The organism is Chitinophaga sp. NPDC101104 (assembly GCF_050277495.1).
In the GTDB taxonomy this organism is placed as follows: domain Bacteria; phylum Bacteroidota; class Bacteroidia; order Chitinophagales; family Chitinophagaceae; genus Chitinophaga.
Genome location: NZ_JBNNSF010000004.1, coordinates 226542 through 246588, shown reverse-complemented (window position 1 = coordinate 246588; position 20047 = coordinate 226542). Strand labels below are relative to the sequence as shown.

Below are 20047 nucleotides of genomic sequence, written 5' to 3'. Positions count from 1 at the left end.
TAGAAAAAGGGCGCACCCGGCCGGTTGCGCCCTTTTTTTCCTCCGCCCGCATTCCGGCCCCCGCTTTGCAACATACCCGGCGGAAGATTGTTATACCTCCTAAATGCTACTTCGATATGCTGAAAAAAACCGTACTGCCCATTTTGCTCGTGGCCCTCGCCGTGGCCTGCCAACAAGGCCAGAAAAGACCCAAAGGCGAAGGCATTAACCGCGACACCACGCACTACACCAAAGAAGAATACATCGCCGAAGCGATGGACAGCAACCTCGTTGTGGCGTTCCTTGACCATCATGCGGAATTTGCGCCCTATCGCGAATCCATCCTCGACTTCTATCGCAAACGCGATTTCCACTTCGCATGGATCGATAGCGCAGGCCTCACCGAACAAGCCGGCGGGTTCATGAACATGATGCGGCAAGACGAAGCCACCGGCATCCGCGATTCCTCGCTCGACAAATCCGCCGCCCTCCGCCTTTACGATTCGCTCAGCGCCGAAGGCAGCGAATTCAACCGTAAAGACTCACTGTACCGCATCACCGAAATTTCCCTCACTGGGCAATTCTTCGACTACGCCCAGAAAACGTGGGGCGGCATGACCAGCGACAATTCCAAAGACCTGGAGTGGTTCATCCCCCGCAAAAAAATAAATGTATCAAGCCTCCTCGATTCCGTTATCCGCTACCCCAAAACGGCCATCGCTACCAACGAGCCCGTCAACCGGCAATACAAACTGCTGCGCGATGAACTGCAACGCCTGGCCAAGCTCGCGAAAGACAATCCCGTGCTGGACTCTATCCGGATCGAGAAAAAGAAAACCTACAAATCGGGCGATTCTTCCAACGTCATCGCCGCCGTGAAAAAAAGGCTGCGGATGTATGGCGATTTCAAGGACAGCGATACCTCATCCCGCTTCACGCCGCAGCTCGACAGCGCCCTGCGCAACTTCCAGGCACGTTTCGGGCAGAAGGAAGACGGCATCATCCGCGAAAGCACCGTGGCGGCGCTGAACCGGCCGCTGGAGCACTACATGCAGCAGATCCTCCTCAACATGGAACGCATCCGCTGGGTGCCGGTGGAAGTGAATACCGATTACCTCCTCGTGAACATCCCCGAATTCCGGCTGCATGCCTATGAAGACGGCAAGCTGGCCTGGAGCTGCAACGTGGTGGTGGGCACTCAGGGCAACAGCACCGTGATCTTCAGCAAGGATTTGAAATACGTCGTGTTCAGCCCTTACTGGAACGTACCCCCTGGCATCCTGCGGAAAGAAGTGCTGCCGGGCATCCGGAAGAGTGGAAAAGCTTACCTGGCGCGGCATAATATGGAGATGTCGGGCAGCGGGAACAGTATTTCGGTAAGGCAGAAACCCGGGCCCAGCAACTCGCTCGGTAAAGTGAAATTCCTTTTCCCCAACGAATACAATATTTACCTGCACGACACGCCGTCGAAAGGATTGTTCAACGAAACGAAGCGCTCCTTCTCGCACGGCTGCATCCGCGTTTCCGAACCGAAGAAACTGGCGGAATGGGTGCTGCGGAAAGATTCCAGCTGGACGACCGCCAAGATCGACGCGGCCATGAACGCCAACAAGGAAAAATATGTAACGGTGAAAGAGAAGATCCCCGTGTTCATCGGGTATTTCACGGCGTGGGTCGACAGCCAGGGGCGTCTCAATTTCCGGGACGACGTGTATGGCCACGACAAGAAACTGGCGGCCTTGCTGTTCGGAAAATAATTCAGACGGAACGTTCCGTATGCAGAAGCGGTTTCCCGGGAAGGGGGGCCGCTTTTGCCGTTGATTTGGGAAGGGAAATGCGTTGCAGGAGGAAGTACCCGGCAATGAGGGCGCCTGTGCAGCCGGCTACCATCACATAATACATCACGGGCGAATGCTGCGTGAAATGATGGCTGCCCACGTTGAGCAGGAGCGCCGAAGCGCCGTTGTAAGCCACGTGTATGAGCATCGCCGGACAAAGATCGCGGAAGCGGAGGTAGAACGCGCCGGTTACCAGCCCCATCATGAACGCGCCGGGCATCTGCGAGGGGTCTGGATGCGCGAGCATGTACAGCAGCGCGCTCTGCACGAGCGCAACGCCGGAGGAATAGCGGTGGAGAAGGGCTTCCATGATGATGCCCCGGAACAGTATTTCTTCCATCATCGCCATGAGCATGACCGTGCAGATGATGGAATACGGCGAGCCGATGCGGATCGAAGTAAAACTCATGTCTGACCAAACCGGCAGCGGAAGAATATTGCCCAGCCCGTCTTTCACCATCACCAACGCAATGGCCATGGAAACGCAAAGCAGGAACAACTCGCCGGTCATGTACAACCGCGGCATGAACTGGAAATTATCGCGCTTGCGGACGAGCGCGCAAACGATGACGCTCACACCGCCCAGGGTGTATAACCAGGAAAGGAACTCGGGAAATTGCAGGAGGTTGATGCCAGATACCAGGAACACGATCGCGCAGGGAATGATCCATCCCGCAAACAGTGCGATCTGCATTTGCCATGCGCCATTCAATGACAGACCATGCCTTGTTTTGACATACATATTGGTGCAGCTAAATTTTCTTCGGGTAGATGACTAGTCTCGGCTGATACGTTCAGCTAATATAAGCATTTTTGCAGGCGCAAAACCTTATTTTTGCGGCATATGGAAAAACAAATCATCAACTCCACCAATGCGCCGGCACCGATCGGTCCGTACAACCAGGCCGTGCAGGCGGGCAATATGTTGTTCATCTCCGGCCAGATCGCGCTGAACCCGGAAAGCGGGCAGATGGAGCAGGACGATATCATCGCCGAAACCCATCGCGTGATGCAGAACCTCCGCAACATCCTTTCCGAGGCAGGCATGGATTTTTCCGATGTCGTGAAAAGTACCATTTTCATTATGAACATGGGCGATTTCGGGCAGATCAACGAAGTGTACGGGAAATACTTCACCGGTTATTTCCCCGCCCGCGAAACCGTGCAGGTGGCCGCATTGCCCAAAGGCGCCAATGTGGAGATTTCCATGATCGCCGTTAAATAACCGCTGATGGATATTCTCGTAACCGGCGACCGGCAGCGGTGGGAAGCGTTTCGCCAGTACAGAAACACCGGTGCGCACCACGTTTTGTACGAACCGGAATTGCAGCCGCTGAAAGGCGGGGCAGACCTGGTGATCGACCTTTCGCTCGACGAGCGGCCGGAAAACCTCCTGATCTACGCGCTGCGCCCCGAATTGCCCGTGCTGGGCTGCCTCGTGAAAACGCCGGCAGCGGCCTGGGAGGAGTACCGGCGCGTATATGCCGTGAACTGGCTGCCCGGTTTTTACGGGATGCCGCGGCTGGAAGTGGGCATCCCGGCAGAGGGGGACGCCGAAGCACTGCGATCGGTCATGGAGGAACTGGGATGGGAATACGACACCGTGAAAGCGGCAGCAGGCCTCGTTACGCCGCGCACCATCGCCATGATCGTCAACGAAGCCTATTTCACGGCGGAAGAGGGGACCGCTTCGCGGGACGACATAGACATATCCATGAAACTGGGCACCAATTATCCTTTCGGTCCGTTCGAATGGTGCCGGCGCATCGGCATCCGCAACGTTTACGAAGTGCTGCGCGCCGTGCACGCCGAAACGGGCAATGAGCGGTACCGTGTCTGCGATACGCTCGAACAGGAATACAATAAATTTATCCAACAACCCGACTAATTCCGGACATTGGCACAGATACTCCATATCGACACTGCAACATCCATCGGCTCCGTGTGCCTCGCGCGCAACGGTCAGGTGGTGGAAACGATCCATAATACCGACCAGCGCGAACATGCCGCTACCATTACCCGGAACATCGGGGAGCTGATGAAGCGCCATGGGGTAACCCCGCAAGACATCGACGCCATCGCGGTGAGCGCGGGGCCGGGGTCGTATACGGGGCTTCGTGTGGGGACGGCCACCGCGAAAGGATTGTGCTACACCTGGAAAAAGCCCCTCATCGCCATTTCGACGCTGCAGATGATGGCGGCGGGGATGCAGGCGCAGCGGCCTTCCGAAGATGTGTTGTATGCCCCGATGATCGATGCGCGGAGGATGGAGGTATTCACCGCCGTGTTCGATCAAAACCTCGAAGCGCTGTTGCCGCCCCAGGCGATGGTGCTGGAACCTCACTCGCTCGACAACTTTATTGCACAGAAAACCGTCATTTTCTTTGGCGACGGGGCCCCAAAATGGCAGCAATTGTTAGGTGAGCCAACCAATACGGTTTTTCCATCCTATGTGATATCAGCCGAACATATGGTCAGCCTTGCCGCGAAAGCTTTTACAGACAAGGATTTCCAGGATGTGGCTTACTTCGCTCCGCACTACCTCAAAGCCTTCTTCCATCCCGGCAAAAAATAACATCCGTTGATTTTTTAGCAGATTTTTAGCATTTCCCGGCATCATATTACGCATAGAATTACGTTTATATCTGAAAGGATGTCGACGGACGGCAAATAGCGCCCGGAAGTGTCATGAAAACGTCAAATTGTGGAAAAAACAGGGATATTCCGGGCTATATATTAAAAAAGAAGGTATAGAAATTTTTTTTATTGTGACAGATATTATAATTTTGTATAATCAATATCCGCGATTATTGTCTAATAGTCCCGTTTTACTGTCCGTTGATCCCTGTCATTTCATTATTTTTTAAAACTATTTTGCGATGGAAAAACAATTATTAACTACCTCTTCTAATACTCTTATTATTTCTAGAGGTAACAATGAAAAAGATCAGATCAAATTGGATTACATTGCCGTTAAGAAAGCCGCGATGGTGTTGAGAGCGATCAACCACAAGCTTCGCCAGCAGATGATCAAGCTGCTGGAGGACCATAAGCGCATGACTGTAACGGAGATTTATGTGAAACTGCGCCTGGAACAGTCGGTAGCCTCCCAGCATCTCGCCATCCTGCGCCGCGCCGGGATCGTGATTACCGAAAGAGACGGCAAGTTTATCCATTATACCATCAACAAGCAGCGTATTGCCGAAGTGGCAAAATTCGTGGAAGAACTGGTGGGATAAGCCACACATCTTTCTTTTTCATAACCGTGCCCTGCCCTGGGCCACCTACGATACTCAAAAGACCGCCCCTGAAGGCGGTCTTTTGTTTTTTCGTATTTTTGCTCAAATCAAAAACCACTATGTACATTAAGCAGTTGTATACCGGGTGCTTATCGGAAGCCGCCTATTATATCGAGTCGGAGGGTGAGGCAGCCATCATCGACCCCCTGCGCGACATTGAGCCCTATCTTGAACTGGCCCACGAAAGAAATGCCGCCATTAAATATATTTTCGAGACACACTTTCATGCCGATTTCGTTTCCGGTCACCTCGACCTGGCCGCTGCCACCCATGCGCCGATCGTTTATGGTCCTGAAACCAAAACCGGGTTCCCGGTGCATATCGCCAAAGACGGCGAAGAATTCCGCATCGGCAAATTGACCGTTCGCGCCCTTCACACCCCCGGCCACACGCTGGAAAGCACCTGCTATCTCTTGCTCGACGAAGCCGGCGAACCGAACGCTATTTTTACGGGAGACACCCTCTTTGTAGGGGACGTTGGCCGTCCGGACCTCTTCAGCGGCAACCTCACCAAGGAACAACTGGCCGGCATGCTGTTCGAGTCCCTCAACTCGAAAATCAAAACCCTGCCAGACGGCGTGATCGTGTATCCCGCGCATGGCCCGGGCTCGTCTTGCGGAAAGAACCTCGGTCCCAATACTTCCTCCACCATCGGCGAGCAAAAACGCGACAACTACGCGCTCCTCGCAGAAAACAAGGACGAATTCATCCGCCAGGTGACGGACGGCCTCAGCACCCCGCCGCAATATTTCCCCATCAACGCACAAATCAACAAGGAAGGTTACGACGCCATGAACAAAGTCATGGAGCGCAGCCTGCAACCTTTATCCATAGCCGCTTTCAAGGAGAAGTCGGAGCACGGCGCCGTTATCCTCGACACGCGCCACGCCACCACTTTCACCGAAGGTTTCGTGCCCGGCTCCATCAGCATCGGGCTGGAAGGCCGCTTCGCCGAATGGGCGGGCAGCCTCCTGCCGTTCGATAAAGCCATGGTACTTGTTACCGCGCCCGGCCAGGAAGAAGAAACGATCGTCCGCCTCGCGCGCGTAGGTTTCGACAAAGTGGAAGGTTACCTCGAAGGCGGGTTCGACGCCTGGAAGAATGCCGGCGAAAAGATCGATATGATCATTTCCGTAGACCCCGACGAGCTGGCGATGGACATCCCGCACGACGAAAACCTCCAGGTGATCGACGTCCGCAAACCGGCAGAATTCGCCGACGGCCATGTGAAAGACGCGGTGAACCTTACGCTCAGCGAGCTCACAGACCCTGGTACCATGGCCCATCTCGACGAGCACCTCAACCTTTACGTACATTGCCAGGGCGGCTACCGCAGCGTGATCGCCTGCTCGCTCATGAAGCGCGAAGGCATCCATAACCTGCGCAATGTAAACGGCGGATTTGCGAAAATGAAAGACGAGAAAGGGATCGAGATCGAGAAAGAAAAGAACGTTCTCAACTAAGTTTAACAGACTTTTGATAGGAGCCGGGGCCATATGGTCCCGGCTTTTTCATATCTGGCAGGAGTTTTGCGCTCCAGGCGTACAACGTCCCGTATGCCCGAAACATTCCAGATCCCCCGGGAAATCGTTTCCCTGTTTGACCATACGTACAGTCGCCCCGCCCGGCAACTGCTGGAAGATTTTTTTCAGAGTGGCGGACTTTCCCTTCAGCAGATCCTTGACCGGCAAGCGGTTTTGAAGACGTTTATCCGGCACTGGAAGCACCTCCAGCATTTTGCGTATTCCCGCTATGATTTCGAGGAAGTGCTGACATTCACCACCCAGGCCGATTATTTCGCTTACGAATTCCCGGGCGTGTGGGCGAGGATGTTCCCTTCCACCAACCGAAAGCTCGTGCGCGGCAAAAGCGTGCAGGTGATGTTCTTTTTCGAGCGGCTGGATGCGTTTTACTTCCCTTTGCCGGAAGGCATCGGATTCCCGGAGGCATTCCAGGAAAAGGTAGACCGGATCCAGCGGGTGCTGGCGCGTCTGAAGATCAAAAGGGGAGTGGAGGCGGTGCATAAAGACCGGTTTGGTGATTTTCATGCGTCCATGCTGTTGAAAGAGTTGCAGGACATGAAACAGCGCAAGTACCTCGATCCCTTCTGGGAGGCGTTGCACGAATTCGAGATGTATTGGTCGCTGGCGAAAGGGATCGTTGCCCATGGGCTGATTTTTCCGGAGTTCTATGAAGGGCCCCTACGGCTGGAGGGGTTTTATCATCCGCTGGTGAAGCATGCGGTGCGGAACGATTTTACGGGCGGCTCGAATATCGTATTGCTGACGGGCCCGAACATGGGCGGGAAGTCGACCGCCATGAAGGGGATCGGGCTCTGTGTGATGTTGGGGCACCTGGGCCTGGGTGTGCCCGCGGAGAAATGTGCCCTGCCGAAGTTCGACGCTTTCATGGCTGCCCTCAACGTTACCGACGATATTTCAACCGGCCTGAGCCACTACATGCAGGAAGTCATCTACCTCAAAAGCGTCGCTGAAGCCGCCGTAGCGGGGCAGCGCTGCTTCGCCATGTTCGATGAATTGTTCAGCGGCACCAACACGGAAGAGGCCGTGGCATTGCTGGTGCAAACGGTACGGGGTTTGCAGCGCTTTACATCCGGATTGTTCATCATTTCCACCCATTTGGTTGAAATCCGTCCCGCGCTGGAAAGTGTGCATTACGACGCCATGCAGATGGAAGCGCGGATCGATGACGGCGTTCCGGTGCAAACATACCGGTTGAAACCCGGTTGGTCGGAGCTGAAATTGGGCAACCTGCTTTTTGGCCTGGCAGGTTTGCATGAGCTGCTGGGTAAAAACCCATCAAATTAATTTCCCCAATCTAAACATCTCCGCTACGGCGTTGTTGTACTAAATACCCTGTTTATCCCCGTCGTCAGAGAGGAAAGCAGCAGTAGGGAAAATTCCGCCGGCCACAGGCGGTTTAAGAAGCGGCGAGATGCCTAACGAATTGAATTTTAAATTTTTAATCGGAGGATGGCTTGCAATCCGGCAAGTATTCCTCTCTATTTCTTTAAATTTTAATCGTATGAAAAAATCCAAATCCTGGTTACTCGCCTGCCTGCTTGGGTTCGGCGTATTCCTGTACGCTTGCAAACCGAGCGATGCCAAACTTCAGAAAGAAGTCAACGACAAGCTGGCCGCCACCACTCCCGGCGTGATCGCGGAAGTGAAAGGCGGTGTGGCCACATTAAGTGGCGAAGTCATGGACGATGCCACCAAATCCGCCGCCGAAGCTTCGGCCAAAGAAGTGAAAGGGATCAAGTCGGTCACCAACAACGTGATGATCACGCCGCCCCCGCCTCCTCCTCCGCCGGTAGTGATCAGCCCCGACGATCTGCTGAAAACGAGCGTAGATTCCGTTTTGAGCGCCAAAGGCATTTCGGGCGTTACGGCCACCATCGCCAACGGGGAAGTTACGTTGACGGGCACCATCAAGAAATCAGATCTGAAAACGGTAATGCAGGCCGCAGCCGAAGCGAAACCGAAAAAGATCAACAACAAGCTGACCCTTCAGTAAGCCCTGATCATCCATTCCATCACTCAAAAAAATTCGCATTATGGCATTACAGGAAAAATATGCGGAACTGATCCAGGCCGCCAATGGCGGCGGCGTTTCCGGACTGCAGGTGGCCGAACAGAACGGCGTGTTGTACGTGACCGGCACCGCACCTTCGGGCGCCGTGAAAGATCAGCTCTGGGGCATTTATGAAAAAATCGATCCCGAAATGCGCGCGGGCGACCTCGTGCTCAACATCTCCCTGGCCGAAGGCGCCGAACAGGAATACGAAGTGAAATCGGGCGATAACCTCAGCAAGATCGCGAAGAAATATCCGGGCCTTACCTGGCAGAAAATCTACGAAGCCAACAAAGACAAGATCAAGGACCCCGACGTCATACAACCGGGCTGGAAGCTGAAGATCCCTTCGGCATAACGACCCGCAACATAACGAAAGGGCGCCCCCGGCCGGGGGCGCCCTTTTTTAATTCGTTCTTTTCGGCTGCTCGTCTGCGTATTCCGGCTTCCACTCGTGCTTCCAGCGGCGGTGGCTCCAAACCCAGACTTCGGGCTGCTCGTAGATATTTTTTTCGAGGTAGCGGACGAACGCTTCCGTGATCTCGCCTTCTTTCGTTTGCATAGGATGTTCGAACGCGAGGGTGAGCCGGGCTTCGTAATGTCCGCGTTTCGTTTTGCGGATGTCTGCAAACACCACGGGGATATCGTTGCGGCGGGCGCTCATTTCCGGTCCTTTGTAAAACGCCGTCATCTTGTTGAGGAACGGGTACCAGTAGCAGCGGCGCGGATTGCCGGGGTTCTGGTCGGCCACCAGGGCCAGCAGGTACTGCTTTCCCATCCAGGGCGCCATGCCGTTGCGCATGTCGTTGGCGGGAATGAGCACCGTCCCGAACTTTTCACGGAAATGGCGGAACATCCGGTTGACGGCTTTCGTGGTAATGGGCATGAACACGACGAGGAAAGGAAACTGAACGCCCTGCATGCAAAACAGGTTGGCCCATTCCCAGTTGAAGTTATGACCCAGGTGCAACTGGCAGCTGCGCCCTTCGCTGTATAGTTTGTGCAGCGGGCTGAGGTCGCAAATGAAACGCTTTTGCAGGGAGGCTTTGCTCATGGTGAGCAGCTTGATGGTTTCCACCATCATATCCGTGAGGTTGCGGTAATACTTCCGCGCCATCCGCCGGATATCCGCCTCCGGTTTGTCCGGGAACGCCTGGCGGAGGTTGCCCAGCACCACTTTCCTGCGGTACCCGAGAATATGGTACACGAACACATACAACAGGTCGCTGATGCGGTACAAAACCCACAGGGGCAGGATGGAAACGCTGTAACAAAATGCCAGTAAAATATAATACATAACCTCGCTCTCTTTTCTCTACAGTATGATATTCTGAACCAGATCGCTTTTTGACGGGTAATCGGTGTTGTAATGTAATCCGCGGCTTTCTTTCCGGAAGGCGGCGCCTTTCACGATGAGGTAACCGGCGGTGATCAGGTTGCGCAGCTCGCAAAGCTGGGGCGAAACGGCGGTTTCCCGGTAAAGGGCTTCCGTTTCGAGATGCAGCATGTCTAACCGGCGCATGGCCCTTTCCAGGCGGACGTTAGTGCGGACGATGCCCACATAATCGCTCATGATCTGCTTCAGTTCCTTGAGGCTTTGCGTGATGAGGATCATTTCCTTCGGCGCGGTGGTGCCCAGGGTGTTCCAGTCCGGAACGTCGGACCGTATGGCGGTACGCTCCAGGGCCGTGATGGCGTCGAGGTAGCAGCGGTGGGCAAACACCATCGCTTCCAGCAGGGAGTTGGACGCGAGGCGGTTGGCGCCGTGAAGCCCCGTGCTGGCGCATTCTCCGCAGGCATAAAGGTTCCGGATCGACGTACGGCCGTGCTCGTCGGTTTTAATACCGCCGCAGCTGTAATGGGCCGCCGGGGCAACGGGGATCATGTCTTTCGACACGTCGATCCCGATCGACTTGCATTTCTGGTAGATATTCGGGAAGTGATGGATGAATTTCTCGATATCCATGTGCCGGCAATCGAGATAGACATGCTCGGTACCGGTGATCTTCATCTCACTGTCGATGGCGCGGGCCACAATGTCGCGCGGGGCGAGGGAAAGCCGCTGATCGTACTTATGCATGAAATCCTCGCCGGCCGCGTTCCGCAGAATACCGCCGTCGCCGCGCACGGCTTCGGTGATGAGGAACGATTGCCCGCTCACGCCCACCTGGTACAATGCCGTAGGATGGAATTGGATGAACTCCATGTTCTCGATCCTTCCCTTGGCGCGGTAAACCATCGCTACTCCGTCGCCCGTGGCGATGGCGGGATTGGTGGTGGTACGGTATACCTGTCCGTTACCGCCGGTAGCGAGGAGCGTGAGGCGCGACAGGATTTTTTCGATCCGGTTGGTTTTCTGGTTGAGGACGTAAATCCCGAAGCACTCGATGTCTTGTGTGGATTTGGTGACGAGGTAGCCGAGGTGGTGCTGGGTGATGAGGTCCAGTACGAAGCAATGCGTCACGACTTCGATGTTTTTCCGGCTGCGGACGGCGTCCAGCAGCGCGCGTTCGATTTCGCGGCCGGTCACGTCTTTGTGGTGGATGACGCGGAATTCGGAGTGCCCGCCTTCCTTGCCGAGCGCCAGGTCGCCATCGGGCGATTTGTCGAACTGCGCGCCCCAGGCGATCAGTTCGTTCACCCTGTCCGGCCCTTCCTTCACCACGATTTCGACGATCTTCTCGTTACAAAGCCCATCGCCGGCGATCAGCGTGTCTTCAATATGTTTCTCGAAGCTGTCGTTCTCCAGGTCGTTGACCACTGCTACGCCGCCCTGGGCGTACTTGGTATTGGTCTCGTCTTCCCGTGTCTTGGTAATGATGGTCACCTTTTTGTCCGGGAACTGGCCGGCCACTTTCAGCGCATATGTGAGCCCCGCGATGCCGGAACCCACCACCAGAAAATCTGTTTGATGCATAGGCACCAAAATTAGTCAATAATCGGATTACTTGGCCTTTGTAAATGGCACCTTCCGCGCCCGGCCAGACGTTACCTCGAGCCCGGTTACACGGTTATGCCCGTTGCGCAGGAAGCGCACCAGCCCGAATTCCGTCCCGAAAGCGTCTTTATACAGTGGTTTCATGGGAGAATGGTATCCAGGCCGGTCTGCCTGCCAGGTTTTTGACGCCCAGCCCGATCGTTCCGCTTCGTCGGAAAGGGATTCGCCGGGAAATTGGGAGCCGGTGCCGCGGTTTTCCGTCCGATTGAACACGAAGCAGGCGTTCTCTTTCGTCACGAGCGTCAGGTCCCCATTCCCGAAAACGTACTTCAGCCCGTCGCTGTTCCGGAACTGGTTAGCCCCGCAATTAAATCCTGTTTCTCAAATAGTATAAACTCCCCGACACAATGAGCCACTGCGCCAGTCCGTACGTCGCCATTACGATGACCCCGCTGAACGGGAAATCCGCATAAAAAAGCTGGAACGCCAGCACCGTGTCAGACACCACGAAAAAGAAAGCGCCCAGGATACAGCGCACCCCGTACCAGGGCGCTCCGAACCCGAACGCGCGGACCGACAATATCAGCATCGAGGTGATGACGATGGTATAAAACACAACGGGGATTTTCATTTCGCCCGCTTTCGGGTACAGCACGGAAAGTACGATGGCCGCATATCCCAGCACCGCTACCATGGCCATTTTTTCCACGATCCCCATTTTCGGCCGGGGTTTCGACCAGCCGAAGAACCCGATGTACATCAAATGCGCCGTGAGAAAGCTGACCAGCCCTGGCAGGAAATATTGCGGGAACAGTAAAAACACATCGCCCGACCAGGAAAAGATCACCGCGGCGAAAATGAAATTCCGGGAAGAAAATTGCAGCTTCCCCGCCAGCGTCCATCCGTACACCCCCAGCAGGATCATCAGCAGGGGCTTGGTGATAAAGCGGGCCTGCGGAACGTCGAAAACGATCATCCCGATATCGGCGAGCAACGCGAGGAAATATACTGTTATCCAATAGGCAGGTTTCATGTTGTGGAATTGTACCCTCAACTTACACCCTTTTTAATTGGTGAGCAATACATAAAAAGTGGTACCCTTTTCGGGGATGCTGCTCAGTTTTAATTGTCCGCCGTGCATCTGGATGATCTGCTGGCTGAGGCTCAGCCCGATCCCGGAGCCGGTTTTTTTAGTGGTGAAGAAGGGGATGAAGATCTTTTCCTGCGCGTCCGGGTCGATGCCGGGGCCGTTGTCGGTGATCTCGATGATCACCTGTTGCCCGTTGAACGAGCCTTTTACGGTAATCAGCGGCTCCTCGGTCTGGTCGAGCGCGTCCATGGCGTTTTTGATGAGGTTGATAAGCACCATCTGCAGCTGCGTTTCATCGGCGTGTATCTCGATATTGTCGGGCGACACATGCGCCCGGTACCGGATGCCCTTGGCCTTCATATCGGCCAGCAGGAGGTTGCTGACGGAGTTGATGAGCTGTTTCAGGTTGAGGGTGGTGAACTGCGGCTTGGGCAGCGTCGTGTAATCGCGGTAAGCGTTCACGAAGTTCATGATGCCTTTGCTGCGGCTTTCGATGGTTTCGAGGGCTTCGCGGAGGTCGCCCACGGCGTCGTTCTGCTCGTCGGTGGCCGCCAGGTCGTACTGCACGATGTCTTGCATGGTGCCGATGAGGCTCACGATGGGCGTTACGGAGTTCATGATCTCGTGGCGCAGGATCTTCGTGAGGTTTTGCCAGGCTTCCAGTTCTTTCTGCTGCAGCTCGGCATGGATGTTCTGGAGGGAGATCAGCTTCACGAGGCGCCCCTGCAGCCGCACGCTCGCCGCGTGGATCGAAAGCTGCTGGCCGTTTTGCGTGGCGTACAGCGTTTTCTGGCCGGCGGGCAATGCCAGCAGCAATTGTGCGAGATCGGGGTGGACGTTCTTCAGTTCATCGATATACCGCAGCCGGTAAATGCCCAGCAGCCGGAAAGCCGCGGGGTTGATCAGTTCTATCTTTCCATCTGCATCGAAAGAAAAAATGCCGATGCTGATGTGCTGGATGATGGTATCGATATACTTGAGATTGGCTTCCCTTTCCGCGCGCGTTTGCCGGAAGGCTTCGAGTACTTCGTTGAACTGGTGGTTCAGGGCGCTGAAGCTCTTGCCCAGCTTATTGTCTGCGCTGAAGCGGATGGAAAAGTCCTCGTACCGGATAGCTTCCAGGAACAGGGTGAGCTTCCGGTTCACGCGGTTCAGATAATGGTAAAGCGATACCACCTGCGCGATGAGGAACGGCACCACGAGCCAGATCAGCAGCGGGTAACCGGCCTGCCAAACCGCAAAACCCGCCGCCACGGTGAGGATCAGCACCACGAGGCGCAGCAGGATATTGACGCTGAAACGGTTCATGTCAGAGATTGTATTTTTCCATCCGGCGATACAGTGCTGCACGGCTCAAACCCAGTTCCCGCGCGGCATCGGTAATATTTCCGTTACATTGTTTCAACGCCTGTGCGATCATGTTCCGCTCCATATCTTCCAGGTTGAAACCGGTATCCAGTTTCTCGGAAGACGCGGCCGATTTCACGAACACATCTTTGGGCATGAGGGTTTTGCCCTGGCACAAAATCACCGCCCGCTCGATGGCATGCTGCAATTCGCGGATGTTGCCCGGCCACTCGTAATTTTCGAGCTGGGTGATGAGGGTTTCGTGAAGGAACGCCACCGGCCGGTTGTATTTCTTGCGGTACATGCCGAGGAAATATTCGGCCAGGGGCACGATGTCTTCCCGCCGCTCGCGCAGGGGCGGCAGGTGCACTTCGATGGTATTGATGCGGTATAGCAAATCCTGCCGGAACTGCCCGGAAGCGGCCAGCTGCTGGATGTTTTTGTTGGTAGCGGAAATCAACCTAACGTCGATGGGTATCTGTTTGTTGGAACCTACGCGGGTCACCAGCCGGTTTTGCAGCACGGTCAGCAGTTTCGCCTGGAAGGGAACGGAAATGTTGCCGATCTCGTCGAGGAAAATGGTGCCGCCGGCGGCTTCTTCGAACCGGCCGGCGCGGTCGTCGCGCGCGTCGGTGAAGGCGCCTTTTACATGGCCGAACAGTTCGCTTTCGAAGAGGGTTTCGCTGATGGCGCCGAGGTCTACGGGCACGATGGGCTTTTCTTTCCGCATGCTGAGGGCGTGGATGTGCCGGGCCAGCAAGTCTTTCCCCGTCCCGTTCTCACCGAGGATGAGGATGTTGGCGTCCGTTCCGGCCACGCGGCCCACGGTTTCGAGGACTTCCTGCATGGCAGGACTGTCGCCGATGAGCACATTCCCGGTATGCAGGGTGGCCCCGCCGGCCTTCTTTTCCTGTTTGGCCTGGTTGGTGGCCACGGCGGTTTGCATGGCGGCGAGGAGCTTATCGTTTTCCCAGGGCTTCAGCACGAAGTCGGCCGCGCCGGCCTTGATGGCGCGAACGGCCATTTCCACGTCGCCATAGGCGGTGAAGAGGACCACGGTGGCTTTGGGATTGATATCGAGGATTTTATCGAGCCATTCGAACCCTTCCTTTCCGCTGGAAAGGTCGCGGGTAAAGTTCATGTCCAGCAGGATGACGTCGTATTCGAAATTGGAAACGAGATAGGGGATCTTTTGCGGGTTTTTTTCGAAATCGACCTGTGCGAAATGTCTTTTAAGGAGAAGCCTGGCGGCGCGGAGCACGTCCACGTCGTCGTCCACGATCAAAATTTTACCTTGCTGGATGCTCATGAATATAGGATTAATGCGTTTGGGATGAAGACAGCAAAACGTATTCCGGGATGGCGGCCCCACCTGCGGCGGCGCCTTCTTTTTTCGCTGAAATAGCCCTGCCGTGGCAATATTAACAAACATTCGGGACGTGCGAAGGATATTTTAAGACAGCCGGAATGCGCGTCCGGATGTCCGGAATCGGACACTCCTTGTCCGCTTTGGAACAGCCCCCGCGGGGAGGGGTAGTTCGCCGTCCGCCATGGTAGCGGGTTTCGGGGTTTGGCATGGCTTGGCATGTGGATTGACTTCTCCTGTCCAGCAATTTTAGTCATGGACAGACAGATCAAAAAGAAATATTGGACCAAACAGCGTCTATTTCTGTACGGCGGCGGCGGAGCGGTGGTGCTCCTGTTGCTTTGGGGCTTCATCTTCGCCGATAAGCGCAGCAAGCTCAACGTCGAAAAGGAAAAAATCACCATTTCCAAGGTTACCCAGGGTACCTTCGACGAGTACATTTCCGTAACGGCGGTGGTGCACCCCCTCAAGACCATCCGGCTGGATGCCATTGAAGGCGGATACGTTGCCCGCAAGTTCCTCGAAGGCGGCAGCCTCGTGAAAGCCGGCGATTCCATCCTCCGGCTGGAGAACCAGCGGCTCATGATGGAATTCGTGAACCGGGAAACGGAAATGTACCGCCTTATCAACGAGCTCCAGAACACAAGGCTCCGCCTCAAACAGGACCGCTTCGCCCTGGAAAAGACCCTCAGCGATCTCGATTACCAGGTAGACCAGGCCAAAGACCTGTTCGAAAGGAATCATAAACTCTTCAAAGACAAAGTGGTAGCCGAGCAGGAATACCTCAAGACCAAACGGGAGTACGAACGCCTGAGCCGCCAGCGCCAGATCGAAGTACAGTCGCAGGAATACCAGCTCGATAACGCCAAAACCCAGATCGTTCAGCTCGAAGGCACCATCGCCCGCACCCAGCGCAACCTTTCGCTGATGAAAGACAACCTGGCCAACCTGGTGGTGCGCGCGCCGGTAGACGGGCAGCTGTCTTCCATTAACGTGGAAGTGGGCACCAGCATCCAGGCGGGCCAGAACATCGGGCAGATCGACGATATGGACGGTTTCAAGATGCGCGCGGAAGTAGACGAGCATTACATCAACCGCATCATGACCGGCCTGAAAGCCAATTTCGATTTCAACGGGAAAGCCAATGAAATGGTGATCTCCAAAATATATCCCGAAGTACGGAACGGCAGGTTTGAAGTAGACATGAACTTCGTACAGGCCGCTCCGGAAGGAATCCGCCGCGGGCAATCCTCTCCTATCCGCCTAGAACTGGGGAAATCCTCCGAAGCCTTACTTTTGCCTGCGGGCGGATTCTTCTCGGACACCGGCGGTTCCTGGGTGTATGTCGTGGAAAACGGCGGCAAGCGCGCCGTGAAGCGCAAAATCTCCCTGGGCCGCAAAAACCCGGTGTATTTCGAAGTGCTCGACGGCCTGCGGCCCGGAGAACAAGTCATAACATCCTCTTACGAAAACTTCGGGAACAAGGAAGTCCTGGAATTCTGACCTGACCCAAAACCATTATCATCAACTTCAATCCGAAACAATGATCAGAACAGTCAACCTGCAGAAATTATTCACCACCGAAGAAGTGGAAACCACCGCGCTCAACGGCATCAATATGGAAATCCAGGACGGAGAGTTCGTGGCCATCATGGGCCCTTCCGGCTGCGGGAAATCCACCCTCCTCAATATCATCGGCCTGCTCGACAACCCTTCCCACGGCGAATATCATTTCTGGGGGCAGGAGGTTGCGCGCATGAGCGAACGCCAGCGCGCTCAACTCCGCAAAGGCGCCATCGGGTTCGTGTTCCAGAGCTTTAACCTCATCGACGAACTGACTGTTTTCGAAAACGTGGAACTGCCGCTGCTGTACCTCAAAGTGCCCGCCAGCGAAAGAAAGGCAAGGGTAGAAGAAGTGCTCGAGCGCATGAACATCATGCATCGCCGCAACCACTTCCCGCAACAGCTTTCCGGCGGCCAGCAACAACGCGTGGCCATCGCCCGCGCGGTTGTGGCAAAACCGAAGCTCATCCTCGCGGATGAACCGACCGGTAACCTCGATTCCACCAACGGCGAAGAAGTAATGAAACTCCTCCAGGAGCTCAACGACGCGGGCACCACGCTCATCATGGTGACGCACTCGCCGTACGACGCCGGTTTCGCGCATCGCATCGTGAACCTGTTCGACGGTAAGGTAGTGACCGAAAACATCAAGGAACAATTCCACGTATAAACCCATCAATCCGCCACTATGATCCGCCGTATTCAAATCGCCTGCAGAACTTTGTTCAACCGCCCGCTGTACGCGCTGCTGAACATCGGCGGCCTCGCCATCGGGCTGGCCGTGAGCGCACTGCTGTTCCTTTGGGTGCAGGACGAATACGGCTATGATGGGTTCCATCAGCATGCAGACCAGATTTACAAAGTAAACACCTGGTTCGAGTCTGGCGGGAAGAAGGAATATTGGGAATCGACGCAGGGCTCCGTGGCCCCGCATGCCCTGGAATCCGTTCCGGGCGTGGAGGAAGCGGTGCGTGTGCTGAACGGCGAAAGGGAATTCAGGTACGACGTCGGCGGAAAAACGATTTTCGAACGGGAGAATTTCTACGTGGATCCCTCGTTCTTCAATATGTTCGATTTCCCCGTCGTGAAAGGAAGCGTTTTCCGCGACCTGCAATCCGTTGTCATCACGGAATCCGTCGCCGAAGCGTTTTTCGGGAAGGAAGAAGCCGTCGGGAAAACGGTTTTGGTCGATAAAAGCAAACAATTTACCGTAGCCGGCGTGATCCGCGATCTGCCGGCCAACAGCAATATCAGGGGCCGCATCTTTTACCCGATGGGCATCCGCAAAGCGGAATATTCTTCGAAATATTGGAAAGGGTTCGACGACGACTGGGGCAATTTTTACCTATTCACTTACCTGCGCCTGAAACCGGGAATGGACGTGAAGCAGGTGAACGCGGGCATAGACCGCAACTGGAAAACGGCCAACCCCGGGGCGGAGGGCTTCAAATTCGGATATCTCCTCATGCCCCTGCAACAGCAGCATCTTTACCGGCCCGACGGGCAGCCGGGGCAGGTGAAGATCGTGAAGAGCGTGGCGATGGTAGGGATCGTGATTTTGCTGATCGCCTGCATCAATTATGTGAACCTCGCCACGGCAAGGGCCCATCAGCGCACGGCTGAAATCAGCGTCCGCAAAATGATCGGGGCCAGCAAAGCGCAACTCTTCCGACAGGTGTTCGGCGAATCTGCCATCGTGTTCGGGACCGCACTGTTGGTAGCATTGCTCCTGATCTGGGTCATGACGCCGTTTTACGGACAGGTGACGGGAAAAGAATTGTCGCTGTCGTTGCAGGGCGCGGCACTGGCAAAGAGCCTGGGCGTTTCGATGCTGGCCATGATCGCCTTGTCTGCCATTTACCCCGCGCTGAAGCTCGCTGCGCTGGAGCCTTTGCGTAATCTGCGCAGCAAATCGGGCAAGGGCGGGGGATGGTTGCGGAAAGGATTGGTGGTGACGCAGTTTGCCGTGTCGATCGTATTGATCGGCAGCACCTTCGTCATCAGCAAACAACTGCAATACATGCAGACCGAATGGCCGGGATATGACCGGGAAAACGTGTTCGTGGCCGAAGCCGGCAAAATGAGCGAGCACAAGGAAGCCGTAACGCAGCAACTGCTGAACAGCCCCGGCGTCAAAGCCGTCGCGTTCGCCGGAACGAATATCACTTACATCGACAATTCTACCGGTGACCTGGATTGGGAAGGCAAATCCGCCGGACAAAACACCAATGTCAGATATCTGTTCGTCAATGAACAATTCATTCCCGCATTGCGGCTGGAAATGAAGGAAGGACGGAACTTCCGCGCCGGTAAGGCAGACAGCGCCGGGTTTGTCCTCAACGAAGAAGCGGTGCGCGTGCTCGGGCTGAAAAACCCCGTGGGCATGCGGTTTAAGATGTGGGAAACCCAGGGGCAGGTAATTGGCGTGGTGAAGGATTTCCATTTCGGTTCGTTCCGGGAAAAGATCATGCCGCTGGCGATGTATTACAGTTCCGCCGGCAGCAACCTCTTCGTCCGCACAGACGGGCGGAATGCCGAAGCGCTGGCCGCAGTGGAAGGGATCTGGAAGCAATACAATCCTGATTACGCGTTTCATTCGTCGTTCCTGACAGACACCAACGGGAATCTGTACCTCAACGAAAAACGGACTTCCGCACTGTTCAGTTCGTTTGCCGTGGTGGCGATATTCCTGTCGTGCCTCGGGCTGTTCGGCCTGGCCACGTTCGCCATCGGCCAGCGGACGAAGGAGATCGGGATCCGCAAGGTGCTGGGCGCCTCCATCCCCGGGATCCTCCGCCTGCTCACGAAAGATTTTCTCAAGCCCGTGCTGGTGGCCATTGCCGTGGCAACGCCCATCGGCCTGTACGCCATGAACGAATGGCTGGGCAACTTCGCCTACGGGATCGGGTTGCCCTGGTGGATATTCCTCGCCGCAGGCGGCATGGCAGTGGCCATCGCCCTTATCACCATCGGCGCACAATCGCTGAAAGCCGCGCTGGCGAACCCTGTTCAAACTTTAAAAACGGATTGACC

19 protein-coding genes are annotated in these 20047 nt (G+C 55.4%); 12 read left to right on the top strand and 7 right to left on the bottom strand.

Annotated elements, in window-relative coordinates; genetic code table 11:
• Positions 1 to 116 precede the first annotated feature (116 nt).
• Entirely contained in the window at positions 117 to 1736 is a 1620-nt protein-coding gene (locus tag ACQKLP_RS24800) for a L,D-transpeptidase family protein (RefSeq protein WP_427325764.1), read from the top strand.
• 1 nt (position 1737) lies between these two features.
• Here ACQKLP_RS24800 and ACQKLP_RS24795 read toward each other — a convergent pair whose 3' ends face one another.
• Positions 1738 to 2511, bottom strand: coding sequence for a CPBP family intramembrane glutamic endopeptidase (locus tag ACQKLP_RS24795; RefSeq protein ID WP_427325763.1), 774 nt, complete (start codon positions 2509 to 2511; stop codon positions 1738 to 1740).
• A 150-nt stretch (positions 2512 to 2661) separates the two neighbouring features.
• On the opposite strand from ACQKLP_RS24795, the gene ACQKLP_RS24790 reads away from it, so the two are divergent.
• The 8 genes from ACQKLP_RS24790 to ACQKLP_RS24755 all read left to right on the top strand — a co-directional run bounded on the left by ACQKLP_RS24790 (position 2662) and on the right by ACQKLP_RS24755 (position 9068).
• Positions 2662 to 3042: a RidA family protein gene (locus ACQKLP_RS24790; protein WP_341841919.1), complete on the top strand. Its 381-nt coding sequence runs from the start codon at positions 2662 to 2664 to the stop codon at positions 3040 to 3042.
• A gap of 6 nt (positions 3043 to 3048) precedes the next feature.
• A complete protein-coding gene (locus tag ACQKLP_RS24785; protein WP_427325761.1) occupies positions 3049 to 3705 on the top strand; it encodes a 3-hydroxyacyl-CoA dehydrogenase family protein in 657 nt (218 codons plus the stop codon).
• A gap of 9 nt (positions 3706 to 3714) precedes the next feature.
• Positions 3715 to 4392: a tRNA (adenosine(37)-N6)-threonylcarbamoyltransferase complex dimerization subunit type 1 TsaB gene (gene tsaB / locus ACQKLP_RS24780; protein WP_427325760.1), complete on the top strand. Its 678-nt coding sequence runs from the start codon at positions 3715 to 3717 to the stop codon at positions 4390 to 4392.
• 304 nt (positions 4393 to 4696) lie between these two features.
• Complete coding sequence (locus ACQKLP_RS24775; protein ID WP_074241384.1) at positions 4697 to 5056, top strand: ArsR/SmtB family transcription factor; 360 nt, start codon at positions 4697 to 4699, stop codon at positions 5054 to 5056.
• 119 nt (positions 5057 to 5175) lie between these two features.
• A complete protein-coding gene (locus ACQKLP_RS24770; RefSeq protein WP_427325759.1) occupies positions 5176 to 6579 on the top strand; it encodes an MBL fold metallo-hydrolase in 1404 nt (467 codons plus the stop codon).
• A gap of 93 nt (positions 6580 to 6672) precedes the next feature.
• Positions 6673 to 7944 (top strand): MutS-related protein, encoded by a 1272-nt coding sequence (locus ACQKLP_RS24765; protein ID WP_427325758.1) that lies wholly within the window; start codon positions 6673 to 6675, stop codon positions 7942 to 7944.
• A 217-nt stretch (positions 7945 to 8161) separates the two neighbouring features.
• A complete protein-coding gene (locus tag ACQKLP_RS24760; RefSeq protein WP_427325757.1) occupies positions 8162 to 8653 on the top strand; it encodes a BON domain-containing protein in 492 nt (163 codons plus the stop codon).
• Between the two features lie 40 nt (positions 8654 to 8693).
• Entirely contained in the window at positions 8694 to 9068 is a 375-nt protein-coding gene (locus ACQKLP_RS24755; RefSeq protein ID WP_427325755.1) for a LysM peptidoglycan-binding domain-containing protein, read from the top strand.
• A gap of 48 nt (positions 9069 to 9116) precedes the next feature.
• On the opposite strand, the gene ACQKLP_RS24750 is transcribed toward ACQKLP_RS24755, so the two are convergent.
• The 6 genes from ACQKLP_RS24750 to ACQKLP_RS24725 all read right to left on the bottom strand — a co-directional run bounded on the left by ACQKLP_RS24750 (position 9117) and on the right by ACQKLP_RS24725 (position 15394).
• Entirely contained in the window at positions 9117 to 10007 is an 891-nt protein-coding gene (locus ACQKLP_RS24750; protein WP_427325754.1) for a lysophospholipid acyltransferase family protein, read from the bottom strand.
• 18 nt (positions 10008 to 10025) lie between these two features.
• Complete coding sequence (gene nadB, locus ACQKLP_RS24745; RefSeq protein WP_427325753.1) at positions 10026 to 11627, bottom strand: L-aspartate oxidase; 1602 nt, start codon at positions 11625 to 11627, stop codon at positions 10026 to 10028.
• A 27-nt stretch (positions 11628 to 11654) separates the two neighbouring features.
• Positions 11655 to 11945, bottom strand: coding sequence for a hypothetical protein (locus tag ACQKLP_RS24740; RefSeq protein WP_427325752.1), 291 nt, complete (start codon positions 11943 to 11945; stop codon positions 11655 to 11657).
• 70 nt (positions 11946 to 12015) lie between these two features.
• Positions 12016 to 12681, bottom strand: coding sequence for a lysoplasmalogenase (locus ACQKLP_RS24735; protein ID WP_427325751.1), 666 nt, complete (start codon positions 12679 to 12681; stop codon positions 12016 to 12018).
• A gap of 33 nt (positions 12682 to 12714) precedes the next feature.
• Positions 12715 to 14046 carry a sensor histidine kinase gene (locus tag ACQKLP_RS24730; protein ID WP_341841909.1) on the bottom strand — a complete coding sequence of 444 codons (1332 nt, stop codon included), beginning with the start codon at positions 14044 to 14046 and terminating at the stop codon, positions 12715 to 12717.
• A 1-nt stretch (position 14047) separates the two neighbouring features.
• Positions 14048 to 15394 carry a sigma-54-dependent transcriptional regulator gene (locus tag ACQKLP_RS24725; protein ID WP_427325750.1) on the bottom strand — a complete coding sequence of 449 codons (1347 nt, stop codon included), beginning with the start codon at positions 15392 to 15394 and terminating at the stop codon, positions 14048 to 14050.
• 312 nt (positions 15395 to 15706) lie between these two features.
• On the opposite strand from ACQKLP_RS24725, the gene ACQKLP_RS24720 reads away from it, so the two are divergent.
• From ACQKLP_RS24720 to ACQKLP_RS24710, 3 genes are read left to right on the top strand one after another with little or no spacing between them, the layout of a single operon-like run.
• On the top strand, positions 15707 to 16954 hold the full coding sequence (locus ACQKLP_RS24720) for an efflux RND transporter periplasmic adaptor subunit (protein ID WP_427325749.1): 1248 nt from the start codon (positions 15707 to 15709) through the stop codon (positions 16952 to 16954).
• A gap of 40 nt (positions 16955 to 16994) precedes the next feature.
• Positions 16995 to 17684, top strand: coding sequence for an ABC transporter ATP-binding protein (locus tag ACQKLP_RS24715; protein WP_126244569.1), 690 nt, complete (start codon positions 16995 to 16997; stop codon positions 17682 to 17684).
• An 18-nt stretch (positions 17685 to 17702) separates the two neighbouring features.
• The gene (locus ACQKLP_RS24710) at positions 17703 to 20045 is read left to right on the top strand and encodes an ABC transporter permease (protein ID WP_427325748.1); all 2343 of its coding nucleotides are present in this window, start codon (positions 17703 to 17705) and stop codon (positions 20043 to 20045) included.
• Positions 20046 to 20047: the final 2 nt, after the last annotated feature.

Coding starts and splice junctions, on each gene's coding strand:
- ACQKLP_RS24800 (WP_427325764.1), top strand. CDS start 117: ATGCTGAAAAAAACCGTACTGCCCATTTTGCTCGTGGCCCTCGCCGTG.
- ACQKLP_RS24795 (WP_427325763.1), bottom strand. CDS start 2,511: ATGCAGATCGCACTGTTTGCGGGATGGATCATTCCCTGCGCGATCGTG.
- ACQKLP_RS24790 (WP_341841919.1), top strand. CDS start 2,662: ATGGAAAAACAAATCATCAACTCCACCAATGCGCCGGCACCGATCGGT.
- ACQKLP_RS24785 (WP_427325761.1), top strand. CDS start 3,049: ATGGATATTCTCGTAACCGGCGACCGGCAGCGGTGGGAAGCGTTTCGC.
- ACQKLP_RS24775 (WP_074241384.1), top strand. CDS start 4,697: ATGGAAAAACAATTATTAACTACCTCTTCTAATACTCTTATTATTTCT.
- ACQKLP_RS24770 (WP_427325759.1), top strand. CDS start 5,176: ATGTACATTAAGCAGTTGTATACCGGGTGCTTATCGGAAGCCGCCTAT.
- ACQKLP_RS24765 (WP_427325758.1), top strand. CDS start 6,673: ATGCCCGAAACATTCCAGATCCCCCGGGAAATCGTTTCCCTGTTTGAC.
- ACQKLP_RS24760 (WP_427325757.1), top strand. CDS start 8,162: ATGAAAAAATCCAAATCCTGGTTACTCGCCTGCCTGCTTGGGTTCGGC.
- ACQKLP_RS24755 (WP_427325755.1), top strand. CDS start 8,694: ATGGCATTACAGGAAAAATATGCGGAACTGATCCAGGCCGCCAATGGC.
- ACQKLP_RS24750 (WP_427325754.1), bottom strand. CDS start 10,007: ATGTATTATATTTTACTGGCATTTTGTTACAGCGTTTCCATCCTGCCC.
- nadB (WP_427325753.1), bottom strand. CDS start 11,627: ATGCATCAAACAGATTTTCTGGTGGTGGGTTCCGGCATCGCGGGGCTC.
- ACQKLP_RS24735 (WP_427325751.1), bottom strand. CDS start 12,681: ATGAAACCTGCCTATTGGATAACAGTATATTTCCTCGCGTTGCTCGCC.
- ACQKLP_RS24730 (WP_341841909.1), bottom strand. CDS start 14,046: ATGAACCGTTTCAGCGTCAATATCCTGCTGCGCCTCGTGGTGCTGATC.
- ACQKLP_RS24725 (WP_427325750.1), bottom strand. CDS start 15,394: ATGAGCATCCAGCAAGGTAAAATTTTGATCGTGGACGACGACGTGGAC.
- ACQKLP_RS24720 (WP_427325749.1), top strand. CDS start 15,707: ATGGACAGACAGATCAAAAAGAAATATTGGACCAAACAGCGTCTATTT.
- ACQKLP_RS24715 (WP_126244569.1), top strand. CDS start 16,995: ATGATCAGAACAGTCAACCTGCAGAAATTATTCACCACCGAAGAAGTG.
- ACQKLP_RS24710 (WP_427325748.1), top strand. CDS start 17,703: ATGATCCGCCGTATTCAAATCGCCTGCAGAACTTTGTTCAACCGCCCG.